General features: G+C 58.9%; 15 protein-coding genes. 6 read left to right on the top strand and 9 right to left on the bottom strand.

The window, feature by feature from the left end; genetic code table 11:
* Positions 1 to 496: 496 nt before the first annotated feature.
* Together MOV61_RS05740 and MOV61_RS05735 are read left to right on the top strand one after the other, a co-directional pair.
* Positions 497 to 1,465: a glycosyltransferase family 2 protein gene (locus tag MOV61_RS05740; RefSeq protein WP_247135900.1), complete on the top strand. Its 969-nt coding sequence runs from the start codon at positions 497 to 499 to the stop codon at positions 1,463 to 1,465.
* Between the two features lie 44 nt (positions 1,466 to 1,509).
* Positions 1,510 to 2,454 (top strand): polysaccharide pyruvyl transferase family protein, encoded by a 945-nt coding sequence (locus tag MOV61_RS05735; protein WP_247135899.1) that lies wholly within the window; start codon positions 1,510 to 1,512, stop codon positions 2,452 to 2,454.
* Here MOV61_RS05735 and MOV61_RS05730 read toward each other — a convergent pair.
* Entirely contained in the window at positions 2,445 to 3,449 is a 1,005-nt protein-coding gene (locus MOV61_RS05730) for a glycosyltransferase family 2 protein (protein WP_247033109.1), read from the bottom strand. The genes MOV61_RS05735 and MOV61_RS05730 overlap by 10 nt on opposite strands.
* An 87-nt stretch (positions 3,450 to 3,536) precedes the next feature.
* Complete coding sequence (locus MOV61_RS30405; RefSeq protein WP_293405476.1) at positions 3,537 to 3,833, bottom strand: exopolysaccharide production repressor protein; 297 nt, start codon at positions 3,831 to 3,833, stop codon at positions 3,537 to 3,539.
* Positions 3,834 to 4,560: 727 nt separating this feature from the next.
* On the opposite strand from MOV61_RS30405, the gene MOV61_RS05720 reads away from it, so the two are divergent.
* The 3 genes from MOV61_RS05720 (at position 4,561) to MOV61_RS05710 (ending at position 7,869) form a co-directional block, all read left to right on the top strand.
* Complete coding sequence (locus MOV61_RS05720; RefSeq protein WP_038545957.1) at positions 4,561 to 5,241, top strand: sugar transferase; 681 nt, start codon at positions 4,561 to 4,563, stop codon at positions 5,239 to 5,241.
* 101 nt (positions 5,242 to 5,342) lie between these two features.
* Positions 5,343 to 6,599, top strand: a complete 1,257-nt coding sequence (locus tag MOV61_RS05715) for a polysaccharide biosynthesis/export family protein (RefSeq protein ID WP_051899834.1) — start codon at positions 5,343 to 5,345, stop codon at positions 6,597 to 6,599.
* 7 nt (positions 6,600 to 6,606) lie between these two features.
* Positions 6,607 to 7,869, top strand: a complete 1,263-nt coding sequence (locus MOV61_RS05710; RefSeq protein ID WP_247135898.1) for an O-antigen ligase — start codon at positions 6,607 to 6,609, stop codon at positions 7,867 to 7,869.
* On the opposite strand, the gene MOV61_RS05705 is transcribed toward MOV61_RS05710, so the two are convergent.
* Together MOV61_RS05705 and MOV61_RS05700 are read right to left on the bottom strand one after the other, a co-directional pair.
* Positions 7,859 to 9,460 carry an FAD-dependent oxidoreductase gene (locus MOV61_RS05705; RefSeq protein ID WP_247135897.1) on the bottom strand — a complete coding sequence of 534 codons (1,602 nt, stop codon included), beginning with the start codon at positions 9,458 to 9,460 and terminating at the stop codon, positions 7,859 to 7,861. The two genes, MOV61_RS05710 and MOV61_RS05705, sit on opposite strands and share 11 nt — an antisense overlap.
* A 75-nt stretch (positions 9,461 to 9,535) precedes the next feature.
* A complete protein-coding gene (locus MOV61_RS05700; RefSeq protein WP_247135896.1) occupies positions 9,536 to 10,690 on the bottom strand; it encodes a hypothetical protein in 1,155 nt (384 codons plus the stop codon).
* Between the two features lie 442 nt (positions 10,691 to 11,132).
* Between MOV61_RS05700 and MOV61_RS05695 the strand changes: the two genes are divergently transcribed.
* Positions 11,133 to 11,930, top strand: coding sequence for a transglutaminase-like cysteine peptidase (locus MOV61_RS05695; protein WP_247135895.1), 798 nt, complete (start codon positions 11,133 to 11,135; stop codon positions 11,928 to 11,930).
* 51 nt (positions 11,931 to 11,981) lie between these two features.
* On the opposite strand, the gene MOV61_RS05690 is transcribed toward MOV61_RS05695, so the two are convergent.
* The 5 genes from MOV61_RS05690 to MOV61_RS05670 form a co-directional block, all read right to left on the bottom strand.
* Positions 11,982 to 12,611: a ribbon-helix-helix domain-containing protein gene (locus MOV61_RS05690; protein ID WP_244446577.1), complete on the bottom strand. Its 630-nt coding sequence runs from the start codon at positions 12,609 to 12,611 to the stop codon at positions 11,982 to 11,984.
* 30 nt (positions 12,612 to 12,641) lie between these two features.
* Positions 12,642 to 13,892, bottom strand: coding sequence for an HlyD family type I secretion periplasmic adaptor subunit (locus tag MOV61_RS05685; protein WP_051900193.1), 1,251 nt, complete (start codon positions 13,890 to 13,892; stop codon positions 12,642 to 12,644).
* A gap of 38 nt (positions 13,893 to 13,930) precedes the next feature.
* On the bottom strand, positions 13,931 to 16,087 hold the full coding sequence (locus MOV61_RS05680; RefSeq protein ID WP_247135894.1) for a type I secretion system permease/ATPase: 2,157 nt from the start codon (positions 16,085 to 16,087) through the stop codon (positions 13,931 to 13,933).
* Positions 16,088 to 16,105: 18 nt separating this feature from the next.
* Positions 16,106 to 17,545 (bottom strand): TolC family outer membrane protein, encoded by a 1,440-nt coding sequence (locus MOV61_RS05675; RefSeq protein WP_157885177.1) that lies wholly within the window; start codon positions 17,543 to 17,545, stop codon positions 16,106 to 16,108.
* Positions 17,546 to 17,975: 430 nt separating this feature from the next.
* Positions 17,976 to 20,741, bottom strand: a 2,766-nt coding sequence (locus MOV61_RS05670) for a VCBS domain-containing protein (protein ID WP_247135893.1), incomplete at its 5' end; no start/stop codon positions are given.

Below are 20,741 nucleotides of genomic sequence, written 5' to 3'. Positions count from 1 at the left end.
ATCTGCGACACAATCAAACGAAAGGGACACCGGCCGGGCTGCTCAATCCGAGTCGCCGGACGAGTTCGAGAACGCTCCATGAAACTGCGCGTATTCGGGCATCAGAAATGGCCCCGATGAAGTGATCGCCCGGCAAACTCCGCCGCGCCCGCTCCCGGTAGGAGTTCATTAACCTCTCCGCAAAGACGTGCGGGACGGCTCGGCGAGCGCTGCCAAAAACCACATAAGAGTGAGCGTCACCGCCACCGATCCAGGATCTTCCAGGGTCGGCACTCTTGCCAGAATGAGGGCTGTGACAAATTTCAGCCCGAATGTAGCGGTCTTTGATAGCGCGCTCCACCGACATTGGTCGCGTTTGTCTTTACGCCTTGGCAGGGGGCGAAATGGTCAAGTCTTGTTACTGGGAGGTCATTCGATACGGCAGCGAACTGCCGCTAACCCGAAGCCCGGCAACTGTCGGCGGCTTGCAATTGTTTGAGAAAGCAGGGGCGAACACATGGCGACGTTCACCGTAATTATCCCATTTTTCCAGAAGGAAGCCGGCATTCTTCGCCGCGCACTGAAATCGATTTTCGATCAAACCTATCAGGACTTCGAGATCGTCATTGTCGACGACGAATCACCCCTACCCGCTGACGTTGAGCTTCAAGGCATTGAAGATGCTTGGAAAACCCGCATCCGCGTGATTCGCCAGCAGAACGGCGGGCCAGGTGCCGCACGCAATACCGGCCTCGACAACGTCCCGGCTTCAACCCGTTTCGCGGCACTTCTCGACTCGGACGACGTCTGGCTGCCGGATCATCTGAAAAACGCCTTTGAGAGCATGACCCGCTTCGATGCCGAGTGCTATTGGGCCTCGATGCAGGCGAGCGACGAGTTCTATTACCACTTCGGCATGGCCGAGCTCGAACAGGCGGAGGGCGGCACGCGGCTTTCCGAAAACCCGCTCCTGATCGAAATGCCGGATCTCGCGAGTGTCATGCTGAAGAACTGGAGTTTCCTGCATCTCTCCTGCATGGTCATCGCCCGGCCGGTCTTCGAGACGGTTCGTTTCGAACCCTCCCTGCGGCTGGCGGCTGAAGACGTGCTGTTCTTCGTCGATTGCATCCTGAAATCGAAGCGAACCCTGCTTTGCGACGAAGAGGGTGCGGCCCGCGGCATGGGCCTCAATATCTTCCACAGCATCGACAATCGCTCTCCGCAGTTCCTGCGACAGCAGTTCAACACCTGGGTGGCGCTCGATACGCTGGAGGAGCGCTTCCGCTCCCGCCCCAGCGACGTCGCCTCAATCGCATCCTACAAGAACACCGCCCGCCGACAGGCGCTCTGGAGCCAGGCCGGACGAGTGAAACGCCGCCAGGCGCCGGACCTTGGCCTGCTCGCCCGCTGGGTCATGCGCGATCCCGCGCTGATCCGGGCGGCATTCGAACTCGGAGCCGGGAAACTCGGCCGCAGCGCACGCTAAATGCTTGCGTTTCCTTTCAAATTCATCATCCCACGGAGGGCCGCATGAAAGCGTACTACTGGGAATCGCATCACGGCAATTTCGGCGACGATCTCAATCTCTGGCTCTGGGATGCGCTGCTACCCGGCTTTCGGGACGTCCATCCTGAAGTCCTGCTGGTCGGCGTCGGCACAGTCCTCAATCCGGTCCTGCTGCCTGTCGGCCAGAAGAAGCTGGTGATCGGCAGCGGCTACGGTTATGGCACGCCGCCTGATGTCACCGACGCGGCGGAATGGGACGTGCGGGCAGTCCGCGGTCCGATGACGGCCGCCAAGCTCGGCATTTCGCCCGACAAGGCGATCACCGATCCGGCGGTCATGATCGCCGACATGCCGGAATTCCGGAACCTGCCGAAAATCCACAGGAAAACCTTCATCCCCCATTGGGAGTCGGCCGAATTCGGCATGTGGAACGCCGTCTGCGAGCCCGTCGGCCTCACCTATCTCGATCCGCGCGGCGAGGCGAAGTCGGTCATCCGCCATATAGCCCAGTCGGAACTGATCATTGCCGAATCCATGCATGGTGCGATCCTGGCGGATGCGTTCCGGGTTCCCTGGGTGGCCGTCAGCAGCTCCCGTTCCATCAACAATTTCAAATGGAATGACTGGGCCAAATCTGTCGGGACAACATACGAACCTCGTTACGTGCCGGTCTCCACCCGAGCCGAAGCTGTCGCCAAGCGCTCGCGTTTCTGGGGCATCAGCTTCGACGGTCAGGAGCAGCCAAGTCAGGCCGCACACGACACTCATGGCGGCGAAGTCATGACCCACCCGGCGCCGTCACAAAGCGGCCTTCGCGGCATGGCGAAACAGTTCCTCGCAGCCCCATCCGTGCTGGCGCTCTGGCAGGCAAGCCGCGCTGAACCGCGGCTCAGCCCCGTCGAGGTTCTGGAGGAGCGCAAGGAGAAATTCCGGGCGACGCTGGAAGGGATCCGCCGCGACTATTTCTGAGCGGCGGGTATGCCGGGCAGAAGATAGCGCATGCCGACCGGCTGTGCCTGCGGTTTGGACGACCTGGCGCGCAGGAGATCGAGCTTGTCGAGGAATATGCCGGTCGCCACGGCCGGCAGGACCTGCGGGTGGGAGAGCAGGTGCCGGATGGCCGCACCGTTCCCCGCCTGCGACTTGATGTCGAGGAAGGCACGCAGTTCGTAGCGGTCGCGCGTATGGTCGCGATGCCGGACGATCACCGCCCGCTCCTCCTCGCTGAGCGCCGGATCGGCAAGGAGCGCGTCGTCCGCCTCGTAGAATTTGCGCAGGTCGTCGGTGCGATGCCGGCCGCTCAGCGAATCCTGGCGCACGATGGCGCCGTAGCCGCAATGCTCGATCACCTTGTAGCGCGCGCCCTTGGCGAGCGCCCGGGCGTAGAAGTCGTAATCCTCGCCGAACCGCATGTTTTCGTCGTAGCGAAGACCATGGGCGTCGAGAAACGCCCGGCTCATCACCGGCTTCAGGAAACCGGTCTCGCCGCGCTTGACCCCGCGCTTGGAAATATTGCCTTCCACGAATTCAGTAAGCGACATGCTCCGCGCCCGCGTCTCGAACCTTTCCGGGCGAATGAATTCGCTTGGCTCGTAAATGAAGGCGATATTGTCGGCAATCAGGTCCCAGCCGTCCTCCGCCAGCATCGGCGCAAACCGGCCCGGAAAAAAGAAGTCGTCGGCATCGAGAATACCGATCAGCGGCGCCGCCGATATGGCAATGGCATGATTGCGGGCAGCAGAGGGTCCGCGATTCTGATCGAACGAGACAACCGTCAGCCGTCCTGACCTATCATCCGATCTGCGCGCGACATCCGCGGTCTCGTCGGTGGAGCCGTCGTCGACCACCACGACTTCGCTGACATGCGCCTCGTTCAAGGCGGATTGAATCGCGATTCCAATGGTTTCAGCGGCGTTTTTGGCCGCGATGATGACGCAGATCGTCTGGGAAGCGTGTTCAACCATAGCCCTCTCCATGTTGCATCCGTCCGCAACTATGGGCTCAGGAAAATGGCTCTCGTGTGAAACTGGCGGAAAAAAGCGTCAGAACGGTCAGGTATCGCCGGCAGGAAGGTTCGGGGCGGCATCGGCACGCAATCCGTCGCGCCGGCTGCCATCCTTGGAGCTTTTGGCAGCCGCGGCAGCATCCGAAGTCGCTCCCGTCTCCCGTATCTGCTTTTCACGGCGAACGAGGTAAAGGACAGCAGCGAAATATCCGGCCTGGATCAGGACTGCACAGATCAGCGTCTGTATAACTGCCGTATAGAACGACCCGGTGATAAGATACGCAGCCACCGCGAACACGATCAGAGTTACTGTCATGCTGATAAAGACGCGTGGCGCGTACATGATCGTTCCTCCCGAACGTGGCTGTTCAGTTCGTGGTTTTTCAGGCTCCTCTCCCGATAAGACAACCATATGAGTCTGCAGGAGAGGATTCAAGTTTTCCGATCTCGATAATGCCAGACTATTGGTGAAACTTTCGTAAGGTCCATGAGGTTCCGAACAAATACTGCGGGCAGCAGGCCCATCTATCACAGCGCCACAAGCACTGCGCCTCTCTTTTGCCACATTTATGCCCGGATTCGCCGCTGTTGGAACGAACTCGCCAGCCGCATCTCTCAATTCCCCTCGAACCCGATCAACTTTTGTTACAAAGCTAACTCGAAACCGACAGGCTTTGTTGCGCCGCAGCATTGTATTGCGGCGCAGCAGGAGTGGGCCTTTGGTCCCAGACGCAAGCTACTTTGGTCCCCGTCCCCAAGCAGCTGGGCGATCTATGACTAGGCGGCCGACAGGAGAGAATGCCGGGATAAGTTTGAACCAGGTCGGGAATATTAGCCACTAGACCGCTTTTACACGCCCAGTACAGTATTGACTGCGCTTCCGGCGTATATCTCTCAAGTTGTTCCCGCCCAATCGCGGGTTGGAATCCGCGCCCCGACTCCGGCGGGATGCGGTTGACGGAAAAGTTTGATCTTCATCAAATTGCGAACACAGACTTATTATCACATTAACGCTCAATGACGCGCCGTAATGGCACCGACTATCGCAAAACATAAATGGAGTTCACTCTATGAAGTCAGCGACACGTTCGGCAGGTTCGCCGTTCTCAACGTCAGACCAAGCCCGCATGACTCTCCCAACTGGGGGCTTGGCAAAACGAAGTTTCGATATCACCGCCGCCGCCCTGGCCCTCATCCTGTTCAGTCCCATCTTCCTGATGATCGCGGCGTTGGTAAAGTTCTCCGATAATGGCCCCATTTTTTATGGACATCGCCGGATCGGCCACAACGGTCGTACCTTCAAATGCCTCAAGTTCCGCACGATGGCCGTGAATGGCGATGAAGTCCTGCGAAACTATCTGAAAGCCAATCCGCAAGCGGCGGAGGAATGGCGAGCGACGCGCAAACTCAAGTTCGATCCCCGGGTGACGGTTGTCGGCACTGTGCTGCGTAAGCTTAGCCTCGACGAACTTCCGCAGCTTCTCAACATCCTGCGTGGCGAAATGAGCGTGGTCGGCCCTCGCCCCGTGGTCGACGAGGAACTGAACCTCTATGACAGCTTTGCGGCCTTTTACCTGAGCACGCGCCCGGGCCTCACCGGTCTGTGGCAGATCAGCGGTCGCAATGACGTTTCCTATGATACCCGCATCGCGTTCGACACCCAATACGTCCAGAACTGGTCGCTGATCGGCGACGTCGCAATCATTGTGAAAACGATTCCCGCCGTCTGCATGGCGCGCGGCAGTTACTGATAGTCCATCCTCTCTGCTGAGGCGCCGGACCGCTTGACGGGATCGGCAAATCTGGCGGCTTCGAGCGCGGACTGGTTCCGCGCCTTTTGAAGGAAAAATCCATGCAGACACAAACCGCCTCCGCGAGGAGCTTGCGTGCGTTATGTTTTCTGGCCGGTGCGATCACAGTCGCTCTGGCCGGGAACGCGACTGCGGAAGAGACCGGTTATCGCCTCGGGGTGATGGACAAGCTTCGCGTCCGCGTCGCCGAGTGGCAGCCGGCCGACGGCACGATCCGCAACTGGGATGCGGTGAGCGGCGACTATACCATCGGGCCGACCGGATCGCTCTCGCTCCCCTTCATCGGTGACCTCCCGGCTGCCGGCAAGACGGCGGGCGAAGTCGCAAAAACCATCGGCGAGGAATTGCGCGGCAAATTCGCGTTGCGCAACCTGCCGTCGGCTTCCGTGGAAATCGCCCAGTTCCGGCCGGTTTTCCTGGCTGGCGACGTGCATACGCCGGGCGAATATCCCTATACCCCCAACCTGACCGTGCTGAAGGCCATCAGCCTCGCCGGCGGTCTTCTCCGGTCTGATTCGGGCCAGCGTTTCGCCCGCGACTTCATCAATGCCCGCGGCGACGCCTCGGTCTACGATTCCCAACGCGGCCGGCTTCTCGCCCGCCGCGCCCGGCTGTTGGCGGAAGTCGCCGGTGCTACCGAATTGAAAGTCCCGCCGGAACTCAAGGACGTCGGCAATGCCGAAAAGCTGATCGCCAGCGAAGTCTCGCTGATGAAATCGCGGCGAGAACGCTACGAGCTTCAGTTGAAGGCTCTCACCGACCTGCGGACGCTGCTCGAAAACGAGGTCCAGTCTCTCAGCCAGAAGACCGACACCCAGAAGCGGCAGCTGCAGCTCGTCAGCGAGGACCGGGAAAAAATGGCGAAGCTGACCGAACAGGGACTGGCGACCTCCAGCCGCCGCATCACCGCCGAGGAAAGGGCCGCGACCATCGAAGCGAACCTCCTTGATATCGACACGTCAATACTTCGCGCCAAGCAGGATATCAACAAGGCGAACCAGGACGAGATCAACCTGCGCAACGACTGGGAAGCCCAGCGCGCCCAGGAGCTGCAGAACACCGAAGCCGAACTCGAAAAGCTCGGATTGCAGCTCGGAACCAGCCGCGAGCTGATGTCGGAAGCCGTGGCTCAATCGGCCGAGGCGCTGAAATTCGACCCTTCGGGCAAGTCCGCCACCATCAAATACACCGTGGTGCGGGACGAGGGCCAGGGGCCGAAAGAGGTCGCCGTCGGCGAAAACGACAAGCTTCTGCCCGGCGATGTTGTCAAGGTCGCTGCTGAACTCCTGATGCAATGAGGATCGCATGAGGATTGCGAAATCTGCGCTGATCGACCCGGCTCGCAATGAAGTCTACGGCGTGGCTGCGGTCGCGCTGTCCTTCTTCGTGTTCGCCTATTCGAGCCGGTTCGGGCAGATTTCGATCCTCGCCTATTATGGCCTCTGGTTCCTGCTGGTAGTTGCCGACTATCGGCAGGCTCTCGGTAATTATCTGAAATATCTTTGGATATTCGGATTTGCGCTGTTCTGCTTCGTCTCCGCCTTCTGGTCGCCCGCCTTCGGCATCTCGCTGCGAACCGCGATACAATACCTGACGCATGTCGTCTGTGCGCTGATCGCCATGCGCACGATCAGCGTGCTGACATTGACCCGCGGTGCGATCCTGGGCACGGCGATCGTGCTCGTCTTCTCCATCCTGTTCGGAACCTACCTCTACGACGCCATTGACGGCAGTTATAGTTTCGTCGGAGCCTTCTCCTCGAAGAACCAGCTCGGTTTCTACGCTTCGCTCGGCCTTTTCTTCGCCGCGTCCTATCTGCTCATCTGGCGGCAGAAAGGCCCCTGGTTGATGGCGTCGGGCGGCGTCGGCCTGCTCAGCGCCTATTGCCTTCTCGCCTCGCAGTCGGCGACCTCTGCCATTACGACCGCCGGCGTCTTGGCGCTCTGCGCCGGTTATATGCCGGTCGCACAGCTTTCCCCCAATCACCGCAAGCTGCTGGTCTCCGGGCTGGTGGTGGTCGGCGTGGTCGCGATCATCGGAGCGCTGCAGATGGGCGCTGTCGATGCCGTTCTCGGCATCTTTGGCAAGGATTCGACGCTGACGGGACGGACCTATCTCTGGCAGCAGGGAATCGAGGCGATCCGCGACAACCCGATTCTCGGCACCGGTTATCAGGGTTACTGGGTTCCCGGCTTCGCCGATGCCGAGAGGCTATGGGATGATTTCTTCATCACGGCCCGTAGCGGCTTTCATTTCCACAACACGTTCATCGAAGTCACCGTCGAGACCGGTCTGGTCGGGCTCGCCCTATTGTGCATGATCATGCTGATAAACGTCTTCGGCCATCTGAGCGCGATGCTGAGCCGCAATCGCGATCCCGCGTCGACGCTGTTATGCGCGCTGAGCGTTCTGTTGCTGATCCGGGCCTTCGTCGAAGTCGACGTACTTTTCCCCTACCAGATCGGTTCATTCCTGATGTTCTACGCGGCCGGCCGGTTGACCCTTCGCCAGAAGTCCGCCGAATTCACCTCTCATCCCGTTGGAGGCAGGCGGACCGTTACCGCTTGAGCTTTTCGAAGAGGTGCTCGGCGAGCCGGAGCGCCAGCGCCACGGCCGGCAGTGTCGGATTGGCATGGCCTCCTGTCGGAAACAGGCCGCTGCCGGCGAGATAAAGATTGCCGATGCCATGCACGCGGCAATTGGCATCCGCGACGCCATCATCGGGTGTATCGGACATGCGGCTGAGGCCGATCTGGTGATAACCGTCGAACGCCTGGCTCAGCACGGCCTGCCGCCGCTGGGAAGCATCATGCAGATATTCCAGCCGACCGAGCCCGGTTCGACGTAACCACGTATCGAGAATCTCGTGCGATTTCAGGACCGAACTGACGTCCTGTTCGACCACTTGATAATCGACGACAAGGGCGGCCTGCCTGCCCGCTCCACCCTGTTGAAGGTGGACCCGGCTTTCCGGATTGGGCACCTGTTCGGCATGGTAGCGAAGCAGATAACGACCTTTCGGATTGATCAGCGTACGCCACGGCTCGATGCGCCTCTCCAACATATTGAGAAGCGACCCGAACAGATCGAACACCAGGCGGCGATCGGCGCGGATATTCCGCCAATGCTGCCGGCGGTCGATATTCTCAGGCCCCTTGGCCGTCGGTGCCAGGCCATTCGAGAGACGGCGGTAGAGGCCGAACATTTTCAGGAACAGATAGATCAGCGACAGCGCGCCGGAGGCATGCGCGGGGTCGGCGACCGAAATTGCGTCGATCCAGAAGACGCAGTTGAGAAGCCCCTCCTCTGCCTGGATCTCCGGTACGATCTGCAGCCTGCGACGAAAGACATAGTTTTCGTCGTCGACATTAAAGGCGAAATGGCTCGCGAGCCTGGACCTGTCGAATTGCAGCACGGCAATATAGCCGGTGAGGTGCCCTTGATAAAAACGGCCGAGCGGACCGCTGGTACCGCCCAATGCCTCTGGCTGCCTCTCCCGCAGAGCAAGCAGCAGGCGGACATTTTCCAGCCCTCCTCCCGCAAGCACGAAAGTCCTAGCCGTAATTTGGCCTTCCCGCCCTCCGCGCGAGGTGGCGAGAGCTTCGACAAGTCCACCAGAACGATCGAGTGTAATCCCAGTGACGATCGTGTTGACGAAACGAATACGCTTGGAAGCCTTGAGCCGCTCTCTGTAAACCGGGCCAAGATCCGGAGACCGGCTCCATCGCTCCAGAGCGTTCGTATAGACCCCATGGTCGGAAACGTCGATCGCCTCAAAAGCAGGCTCGGCGGCATTGCAATTGAGGAATGTCAGCGCCTCCGGATAATGGCGGCGAAGCTCCTCGTGAGAAATAGGCCAGCCGGAAAAGGGCACATGATCTCGCTTCTGTAGATCGATATCGTCGAAGGTAACGCACCGGCCGCCCCAGAGCGCGGAAGCTCCGCCGATGCCTGGCCGGGACATCGCCATCGAAGGTGCATGATGGCCGTTGGTGAATTCGATACCACCGGCACCGGCATCATCCGTTGCTCCGCCCGCACCCATCTCGACAAGGGTTACCGAGAGCCCCAACTCCTCCAGCTTGAAGGCGAGTGCCAACCCGACGGGGCCGGCGCCGACGATGCAGACATCCGTCGTCTCAGTATCTGCTGAAGCCATGTATGCCTTTGAGAGAGAACCTTGGATTACCAGCACATAGAGCATGCCGGCAGAAAGGGAACCGCCCATGCACCGCTAGAAGCTGACCGCCTTCGGCTCGATGGCCACCAACCGGCCGCCGTCGATCTTGTAAAGCCCGATCTTGCGCTCAGCCATACCACTCGGCGTAAAGCGGAACAGACCCGTAACCCCTCGAAAACCGGTCTTTGTCATCAGCATTTCCGGCGTCAGTGCCGCAGCACCCTTGCCTCTGACGATGCCGGCAGCGACCGCGATACTGTCGTAACCCTCGGCGGCATAGACCGAGAGCGAACGCTTGTTGAAACGGCGATAGCGCTCGCCGATCAGCAGCGAAGCATCCGGATCGACCGCTGCGATGATGACGCCGTTGGCTGCCGGATCGGAATAAAGCTCCATCGGCCAATGGCTGGTTCCGACAACGGCCAGTTTGGCGAAAGAGGCCCTGACACCCTTCAAGATAGGCCCGATCGCCGCAGAATCACCCATCAGCACCAGGGCACCGGCATCATCGAGCAAAGCCTTGTTGCGGGTAAGCAGGTCACCAAGCGGCGCGGCTGGATCATAACGAACCACGCCGATCAGCGCACCGCCGGCCTGGGTGACGGCCGATCTTAGGCGCTCTTCGTCAACGCCGGCTATGCTGTTGGGCGTCAGAACGACAACTCTCTTGTGGCCGGAAGCGATGACCGGGTGCACACCCCGAGCAACGCTCGCCACTTCGTCAAACCCGAAATTGAAGACTTTCGCGCCCGCCACAGGGCTTGAAAGATTGATCAGCGACGGTCGCTGATCGGCCGGAATGGCGGCAATCGCCGCCGTCGTCGCCTGCGGCGCATAGCTGATCAGCAGACCGGAACCGCGTGCCTTGGCAGCTGCGAGCGCCGCAGCCACAGTAGCTGGCCCTCCCGCCACGTCGACCACCTTGATCTTCATCACAGCGGCATCGTCAAGTTCGCCGATGGCAAGCGCCGCACCGTCGCGTATGTCGCGCGCGGCGCCCTCATAGACGCCGTTCGGCGCCTTTGTCAGAAGCAGCGTAATTTCCGTCGAGCCCCGGCCGAATGTTTCCTCAACCATGGACGGCGGCGGCTTCAGCGCCTTGTCGTCCAGAACCTTATCGGCGACGGACGAGGACTCGCAGCCGGAGAGAACGGCGGCAGCAAACAGACTTAGCAGCCATAAGCGTACCGGACGCAGGCGCATCGTCATCCGGAAGGTTTTATGAGCAATGTCGGCGAGATCTGAACAGTAAAAAAATGAACGTCCCTGGGGCATTTCGTGGACCACTCTGCGGCCTTCTTGATTGTCGCGGCGGCATGCTAGCCCAGACAAAACTCATTAACAAGCGCCCACGTATGAATATAAAATTTTATGCTTTTTCTCTCAAATAACTTATTTATAGATTATCTATCTTCAAAAACCAGAAATTCAGGCGGCTTTGCTAACTTCTCCTCAACAAGGGAGACAGAAAATGGCAAACAAGAAGAATACGCTGAAAGCCGCAGTCGTCGCCACATTAGTATTACCATTCATTGCTTCAACAGCACTATCCGCACCCATGAACCAGCAACAATTTCAGATCAATACTGGATCAACGGTATCGATCATCGGAAGTCATTTTCTTGAATATCTTCCGAAGCCGCTTTCCATCATGGCTTCGCTTGCATTCGGAAACGTACAGGTTGCCGCAGCATTTCAGACATTCAGCGAGCTCGGCTCGAAGATCGCTCTGCCTGCGGCAAGATCTGCGAACGTGACCGAGGTCGCAATCAAGCCGGCCGACCTTTACCCGTCCCGGCGAGTAGAACCAGCACCGTCCAACGGCGCCGTGTTCGATACGGTCGCTATTCCTTTCAAGCGGCTTGCCGCCTTGAAGAAGCTCGCTCCGGCTCTCGAAGAGATGGACAATGGCACTGCGGTGAAATGTAACGGCAAGGGCTGCAGCCCTGCCTTTGCCGCCATCCAGCTTGTCGGCATGAACACGTCACAATCGTCGCTCCGCGACAAGCTCAATGCCGTCAACGCCGCGGTGAACCAGTCCATTCGTTACCGCACCGACCAGGACGCCTACGGGGTCGCCGACCGCTGGAGCACTCCCCAGGAAACGTTGAGCCTCCAGCAGGGCGATTGCGAAGATTTCGCGATCCTCAAGATGGCGGCGCTTCGTGCGGAAGGCATCGACCCCAGCCAGATGTCGATCGTCGTCCTGTTCGACCAGAAACGCCATTTTTACCATGCCATTCTCTCGGTCGAAGCCGGCGGCAAGTTCTTCATCCTCGACAACATGCGCAATCAGGTTCTCCTGGACACCCAGCTTCCCGACTATATGCCGCTCTACTCCATCAAAGGCGGCAAGGGCTTCCTGCATGGCTCACGCCGCAAGGACCAGAACGTGGCGATGGTGACGCCGCTGGAAAAGATTGCGCCGGGCGAAGGCGCCAACTTCTAAGCTCTCCCATGGCCGGCGCGCGTTGCGCTCCGGCCTTAAACCTTGAGAACATCAATAACGGGAAATATAGCCGACCAGCATCGGCTTTTCGTGTGCCGGGGCAAGGGCCAGATTGATCTGACCCTTGATGACCTGCCTGGCGCAGGAGATCGTGAAGCCGGTATTCAAGGTCTTGCCACGGTTCATCTGCAGCGTATCCATGGCGTCCTCGATCTGTGTGTCGATCGAGAACTTCAAGGTCTTCATCAGCTGCGACGTATCCTCTCCCACCAACCGCTGCCGAAGCATGACGAGAAACGGCTCGTTGAAGAATTGCAGGCGCTTTTCACGTGTCAGCACGACCGTCGGCGACGGTGAAGCCTGGACCAGCGCATTGAGATTTTCGAGCGACGAGACATCCTCGACCGTCGCCAGCCGCCCAAGCGCCCATTTAAGGCTGAGGACGCGCAGCAACGAGGTGAGATTGCCCGCTTCCGGCATCTGGGCCGCAGTGTACTGAACCAGATCACCCGTGGTTATCTTGCCCGCCGCCGACATCCGGCTGAGGCCTTCCCAATAGATCTTCTCGAGCCTGATACCACGGCGCTCGCCATTGCGCGCGACAACCGCGCGAAAACGCGGCTCGACTTCTTCCTTGTCGATGATCGGCAGCGGGTCGCCCGCAGGTTCGATGACGGACATTGAAAGCGCACCTGATTTCATTGGAGGCCTCTACCGCTCGGTAAGCGCATCGGAACGCGCCCGATTGATAGGCTTCATAAGGTAGCTGAGGACTGTCTTGCGGCCCGTCATGATTTCCGCGGACGCAATCATGCCAGGAATGATCGGATAGAGCTTGCCGTTGCGTTCCAGCTCGGACTTGTTGGTCTTGACCTGGACGAGGTAGTAGGTCTCGCCCTTTTCCTTCTCAACGATACTGTCGGCTGAAACGTTGGTCACTTCGCCTTCGAGTCCGCCGAAGATCGCGAAATCATAGGCCGTGATCTTGACGATCGCCGGTTGCCCGCGGCGGACGAACGCGACGTCGCGTGGCGATATCCGCGCTTCGATCAGCAGCGTATCGGCCGTCGGAACAATCCCGGCAACCACACGGCCCGGATCCACATAGGCGCCGATCGTGTTGACTTCCAGGGTATTGACGATGCCGTCGACCGGCGAGCGAATGTCGGTACGCTTGACGCGGTCCGAAGCACCGCGGATCGTTTGGTCGATGACCGAGAGCTCTGCGAGAGCTTGCGCCTTGTCGGTGAGGGCCTGTTGACGAACCGCCAATGAAATTTCACCCACTTGGAGCTTTGCTTCATCGACAGCACCACGAAGGCGTATCAGGCTTTCCTGATAGACCTTGAGCTGACCCTGCTGGTCCGTAAGCTGGCTTTCGATCGTCAGAAGCTGCGTCTGCGAGACCAGCCCCTTTTTAGCGAGAGGACCGTAAAGATCGCGCTGCCGCATCGAGGAGGCGATATTCTGTTCAAGCCGATCAATATTGGCATTGGCTTCGCTGAGTTCGTTCTGACGCTGCTTCACACGCTCCTGCAGCACATCAAACTTGTTCTTGTAACTGGCCTTGTTCGCCGAAAACAGCCGATCTTCGTTGTCGCAGACGTTCTTGGCGACCTTCAAGACATCCGCCGGACATACGAACGGCTGGTCGTACTCGCCTTTTTCTTCCATCTGCAGGCGTGCGATCTTCGCACCGATCGCCCTTGCCTTGGCAACCGATTCCCCGAGCGTCGATTCGGTTGTCGTATTGTTCAGCTGAACAATCAGATCGCCTTTGCGGACCACTTGGCCGACCTGAACCGCAATGTCCTGCACAACCCCGGCTTCGGACGACTGGATGATCTGGGTTTTGGAAATGGGAATGACCTTGCCTTCGCCCCGGGCGATCTCGTCGATCTCCGCAAGTGCGGCCCAGGCAAGGAATGTCGCCATGCAGGCGGCCACCAGCCCGACCAGCATGCGAGCGAAGAACGGAGGATTGTCGTGAACGCCTTTGCTCACGGCTTTGCTCCCTTGCGCTGCATCGCCTCGAGCACGGCAGCCTTCGGCCCGTCGGCAACGATACGGCCCTTGTCGATCACCACCAGCCGTTCGCACAGTTCCAGCATACTGAAACGGTGCGTGGCGATCAGCAGCGTCGTGTCGCGGCTGAATGCGGTCGAGAGCTTGGCGAGCAGGTGGCGCTCGCTCGCAAGATCCATGGCGCCTGATGGCTCGTCAAGAAAGACAATCTTCGGCTTGGTCAGCAGCAGGCGCGCGATCGCCAGGGCCTGTTTCTGGCCGCTGGAGAGATTGCTGCCGCGTTCGCCGACCGGCATGTCGAAACCGCGCGGATGGTTGGAAACGAACTCGTCGACGCCGGTCATCTGCGACACGTGGAGCAATTCCTCGTCCGTCGCATCGGCGCGACCGATCAGAAGGTTTTCCTTCACCGTCCCCGAAAACAGATCGGATGATTGCCCGGCCACTGCCACCGCCGAGCGGACTTCCGACATGTGATACTGGCGAATATCGACGCCGTCGATCAACAGGCGACCGTCGGATGGCAGGAAGAGGCCGTCGAGAAGGCGGCCGAGCGTCGTTTTGCCCGAGCCGATGCGGCCGATGATCCCGACCCGCTCGCCAGGAGCGACGGTCAGCGAAAGCTGATTGATGACCTTGTAGTCAGAGCCCGGATACTGAAAGGAAACGTTCTGGAAGCTGAAGCCGCCCCGCTTGATCTCGCGGTTCACGAAACCCACCGTGGAGGGACGATCCTCCGGCTGTTCCATGATCTTGTCGAGGATCTTGAGCGACGTCATCGCCTGCCGGAACCGGGCAAGCGCCATGGCGATCTGGCCGAGCGGAGCGCCGGCCCGGCCTGCCAGCATGACGGTCGCGATGATCGCGCCCATTGCCAGATGGCCCTCGGAAAACTCGTAGGTACCGGCGATCACGATCAGCACGCTGACCATCTGCTGGACAAGATTGGTGAGGTTCACTGCATTCGAAGAGACATGCTTGATTTCTTCGCTGGTGCGGCTCGAAAGCTTCATCAGTTCCTGCCAGCGACGCAGCATGCCGGCCTCGGCGCGAAGGCTCTTCACGGTCTCGATCGTCGAAATCGTCTCGACCAGCAGCGACTGACGGCGTGACGCCTCGTTGGTGGCCGCCGCCATGCGATGACCGATTTTGGCCTGGGCATGCAGGCCGATCAGCACCGACAGCAGCAAAGCCACGGATGGGATCACCACGAGCCAGCCGGAAAGCGTGTAGATCACGATCAGGAAGATGAACACGAACGCCGTATCGATCAGCAGGCCGACAGTGTTGGACGTGAAGAATTCACGGACGAACTCGTACTGCGTGACACGGTTGGCATATTCGCCCGTCGATAACGGACGCGAAGCGAGCGTGGAATTCAACACCTTGTCGAAGATCATCTGGGACAGGCGCAAATCCGCGTTTCGCCCGGCATGGTCGATGAGGGCGGCACGGGCGGTCTTCAGCAGGAAATCGAACGTGTAGGCTAGCGTGATGCCGATGGCGAGCACCCAAAGCGTCGGAAACGCCTTGTTGGGAAGCACGCGGTCATAGACGTTCATCGTGAACAGCGGCGATCCGAGCGCAATCAGATTGATGAACAGCGCAGCCATGATGACGCGGATATAGGTGCGCCAATAGGGAACCAGCGCGCGCAACAGCCAGTGGCGGCGCTCGATTTCTCCGGCTGTACCAACCGAGGCATGCTCGGACGCGTTCTGATAATAAAGCGTGAAGGCAAAACCGAAGCTCGGCTTCAGGGCCATGAGTTCCTGACGCGTCAGTTTGACGGGATTTCCCGAGGCCGGAACGAGATCCGTGATGTAGTTTCCATCGGGATCGGTTTCGAGTAGCGGCAGCACGCCGCCGTTCTCGAAGACAATGATGGCTGGGCAATCGAAATTGCCCTCGCGACACTCGCGTTCGCCGTGGCGGATGACTTCCAGCCCGATACGCTGGGCAAGGTGTTCGACATCGTCCAGTTCCAGGGATTCGGAAACCTCATCCGGCAATCCGGAGAACAGGACGATGTCTGACGTCGGGCGCCCGTAAAAGCTCGCAACAGACCTGAATGCAGTTTTAAATGTCCGAAACGGCGTAGTATCTGCGTGGTCGAGCTTTACGTTGAGCATTTGGTCCTTGCCAATCCGTTACTGTCGGATCGGCGCCAGGAGATCCATGGGCATGCCAGCCTTTTGACGGGAGTCAACTTCGACATAGCCAGGATTCGTGACGCCACCCGGGACAGCAAACTCATTCCGGGCATACGCCTCAGCCTGGCCGACCGGCTTCAGCTTCATCGATTGAAGCAGACTGCCGGATGCGGCCAGGATCTTGTATTCGGCGAAAAGGGAAGCAAATCGTGCGGTTTCCGCAAGAATACTGGTGTTGAAACGGGTGTTCTGGGCATCCAGCACATCGAGAAGCGAACGCTGATTGACCTTGAACTGTTCGCGATACGAGGTGACAAGGCTGCCGTTCGTCGAGGACTGGCGCGCCAGGATCCCGGCCAGTTCGCCGCGGCCGCTACGCTCGTTCCATGCGGAGCGAATGGATTCTTCGACCTCGCGATGGGCCTGGGCCAAACCGTAACGCTGTTCGCTGGCGCGACGGATCTGCTCCTGCTCACGCGCCTGATCGATACCACCGCGATAGAGGTTCCAGCGGGCGGTCACACCGACCTGAACGTCATTGGTATTGCCCTGGTTGCCATCGATGTCGTTGCCGACCCGCGCACTGCCCTGAAGATCGACCTTCGGGAGATAGTTGGCGCGCGAGCCACGCACACCGGCATCCGCCGCATCGACATCTGCATCGGCCGCATGAATCTGCGGGCTGTTTTTTTTGGCGATGAAGATCGTATCGTTGAGCGTCTTCGGAATGAACTTCGCAAGCGATACCGGCGCCTTCACAGGGCCGATCGGCTCGCCGACCGTCTTCAGGAAACGGATCTTCGTGAGTTCCAGCTCTTCCTGGGCTTCGCGCAACCGGGCACGTGCCGCTTCGAGTCGCTCGCGGCCCTGCAGACGATCGGCGTCGGTCAGCGCACCACCCTGGATGCTGGCACCGATATCGCCGAGGATCTGATTGTGGGCAGCAACGTTCTGCTGCGCAATAGCGACGATCTTGGACTGAAGGATATACTCGAGATAATCTTGAGTGACCTGAAGAGCCAGCGACTCGGACCGCTCAACAACGCGGAACGAAGCACCATCAACGCGCGACGCCTGCTGCTCGACCTGAGAACGGCGACTACCGCCGTCAAACAACGTTTGAGTAATCGTCAGGCTCGCGTCGGACCCCTTGAAGTTTTCATAGTCACGGGTAAGCGTGCCTGTACTGCTGTTCGACAGTCTACGCCGGCTTACGCCCGCCTGCAAATCTATCGAAGGAAGATAAAGGCCCCGTGCCTGCCTCAACTCGAACTCCACAGCCTCGCGGTTTTCTACCGCCTGCATGATCTGCGGGTTCGTTTTCAAGGTTTTTGCTACCGCTTCATCAAGCGTCATTGCATTGGCAGGCGCGCTAAACACGATCCCCAAAGCTACAGTCGCCAACAGCGTCGCTAAAATTCTTTTGCTCTTAAACAATCGGAAGCCCCTCGCCGATCTAAATCCCATTACGGCATTCATATACTGCGGCGATTTCGTTGGGAAGTATTATCATTTCTAATTCAGAGGCCCAAGCCCGCTCGGAATATTCCATAGCCTAGGGTTAATTACCAAATGGAAACTATCTATATAATTGTTTTCTATGCGAAATTTCTAACGACAAAATATCGGCCTAAAAACTTGTGGTTTGGCATCTAATTGCCCAGGCGTATACATTTACCTCTTGTGTAGCCTCCGAGACACATCGGTATGTCCCTTCCGTAGTTGGCCGCAAATCACGTAACGCCTCAAAAGTGTATAAAATTGAAGAGACTCAAGTTTTGGTATTATTTTATTGATCAGCATCTTCTGAAACAAGAAAAGGCGCTTGCGCGCCTTTTCCGTTGTTTCGATTTTGGGCAATCTTCACTTAGACATGAGATATGTTGGCCGCGTGCTTGTCGTCGTCGAAGAGGATCTTGACGGCTTCCGTGTGATTCTGAAGCACGGCGACGTCCTTCCAGCTATCGGTCGCCACCTGAACGCTGACGGTCGTGTCGGTCCCGGCAATCGTGGTGCGAACGTTCGCGGCAGCCTCTTCACCGGTTGCCTGATGACCAAGCAGGGTGTCGAGGAGCTTCGAAACATCGACCGCATCGCCTTCGCTCGACTTGTAGTCGGTGATGATGTCGGCCATGTCGAGTTCGTGCAGGGCCGAAGGGTCGAGCACGAAGGTATCCGCGCCGGCACCGCCGGTCATCTGCGTCAGGCCCGGCATGCCGGCAAGGATGTCGTCGCCATCGGTTCCGACCAGGGAGTGGTCAGGCGCATCGCTGAACAGAGTGTCGAACCCGACTTCCACGAACGAGCCGGTCGAACCGTCTGCGTAGGTGAACGAACCCTCTGCAAACAGTGACTGACCGTCGATATAACCTTCCGCGCCATGAGCATCGAGCGAGATGCCGGTGATGCCGTAATCGTGGAGGCCCTTCAGCTCGCCGGCGTCGCTGATGCCGTTGCCGTTGGCATCCTGCCAGACCAGCAGCTTGTCGAAGCCGGTGTCGGAGGCATCGATCTTGCCGTCATGATTGACGTCAAGCGTCGAAAGCGCCGCCACACCGCCGGCATGCGTGCCGCCGCCAAAGTTCGGGGTGAAGATCTCCGAACCGTTGTCGATCTTGCCGTTGCCATCGACATCGAAGGCAAGGATGCCGTCGGTCTTGGTCCAAGCCACCTGGTCCTTGTGGCCATCGGCATCGATGTCGAACTTCACGCCATTTTCGACCGAGGTGAAGGTGAAGCCGTTGTGATCGAGATCGAGGATGATGGGGTCAATAGACGATACGACACCATTAGGGTTGAAGGGGGTGGTGTAGATGTCGGTGAGCGGTGCCCCGGTCAACTCTACCAGTGTTCCGCCCGCGCCACTTCCGGTTTGCTGATACACGTAGCCGTTACCCATTGCGTTAAACGCAAGTGTCGCGCCGGCTTCGCCAATGTTAGTGGCCATAAGATATTGCACAACAGCGGCAAGAGCCTGTGTCGAGTTTATCGAAAGGGGCGGGTAATTCTGATAGGTCTGCAAGTTATCGGTGCCATAGAACGTAGCAATACCCGTTTGATAGTTGACCGTGTGCAGTTCGACGGTATCTCCGCCGATTGCGAGAGTAGAGTCAACACCATTGGTGACGAATAGATTGGCCTGCTTCACTGGCACCGAGAAGTCGAGCTTGTCCGCAGTTCCGCCGGTACCCCAGTCGGTGATCACGTCATAGCCCGTGATGGTGCCGTCGTTTAAGGTCCCGCCAATTTGAGGCGTGGAATCGCCGGCAGCAATCACGAACGTGTCGCTGCCTGCGCCACCCGTAAGAGTGTCGCCGCCGCCACCGCCGGTGATGGTGTCATTGCCACCACCGCCGGTAATGGTATCCTTGCCCGCACCGCCGCTCAGCGTATCGTTGCCCGAACCGCCCGTGATGGTGTCGGCCTTGGACGAACCGGTCAGCGAGACAGCCGTGGAATCACCATCATTGGTCAGTGTCCAGCCATTCGCGCCGGTGGCATTGGCAACGCTGATGTCGTGGCCAGCCGCGATGATCGTTGCCGAGCCACTGTTGGAGGAAAGCGAACCCGAACTGCTCGACGCCGACCAGTTAGTGTCAGCTGTCGCAACGGTGGTTCCCGCCGCCACGAGAATGTCTCCGTTGCCCAGGTCGGTGATGGTGTTGGTCCCCGTGCCAAGGGTGAACCTGTCGTTACCGCTGCCGCCGGTGATCGTGTTGGTGCCATTGCCGGTCGTGATGGTGTCGTTACCGCCTCCACCATAAACCGTGTTTACACCGTTGCCGGTTGCAATGGTATCGGCACCGGTGCCGCCAATAAAGATATTGTCACCATTGCTGCCGGTCATTGTGTTAACGACCCCGTCTCTGGCTACGAGAATATAATTCCCGTTGTCCGGCGTTGTGATCGTGGAGCCACCGACCACCGACACAGTTCCCGTCGATCCGTCGCTCAACTGATAGGTAAACGAACCACCGCTCGTGATGCCGATGTCCTTGATCTGAACGGATTTACCATCAGCGGATATATCACCGCCATCTAGATCAAGGCTGCTTACATTCGAAATTGCAGTGATCGTCGCGGAAGACGAAGTATTACCGGTAAGCTCCGATGCTTGAATGGTCATGGCATTGCCCTGACCATTGCCCGCAATATCGGCGATGACGGAATAAGTCGGCGCATCGCTTGTGCCGGCAATATTGACGGTGATCGTCGTCGTCGCGCCGTCTGCGGACGACACCGTGATGCTGTCCGTATAGGTCTGGCCGGCCACGAACTCGTCGTGGGCAGTGTTCGTGGCGTAAGTCCACGTTCCATTCGTGTTGATCGTGAACTTGCCATAGCCGTTCGAACCAGCAGCATTCGTCTGAGCGACGAAGGTCTCCGGGCTGTCGACATCGCTGATCGTCAGAGTGCCGCCCGTGGTCAGGACTGCGTTGGTTTCCGTCAGGTTCACAGTCACCGGCGTCAGAACCGCGGCGTCGTTCGTGCCGGCAATGTTGACGGTGATCGTCGTTGTCGTGCCGTCTGCGGACGACACCGTGATGCTGTCCGTATAGGTCTGGCCGGCCACGAACTCGTCGTGGGCAGTGTTCGTGGCGTAAGTCCACGTTCCATTCGTGTTGATCGTGAA

The sequence above is a fragment of the Neorhizobium sp. BETTINA12A genome (genome assembly GCF_023006485.1).
Lineage (GTDB): Bacteria > Pseudomonadota > Alphaproteobacteria > Rhizobiales > Rhizobiaceae > Neorhizobium.
Note: the sequence above shows the minus strand (reverse complement) of the source record. Positions and strands in the feature narration are given on the sequence as shown.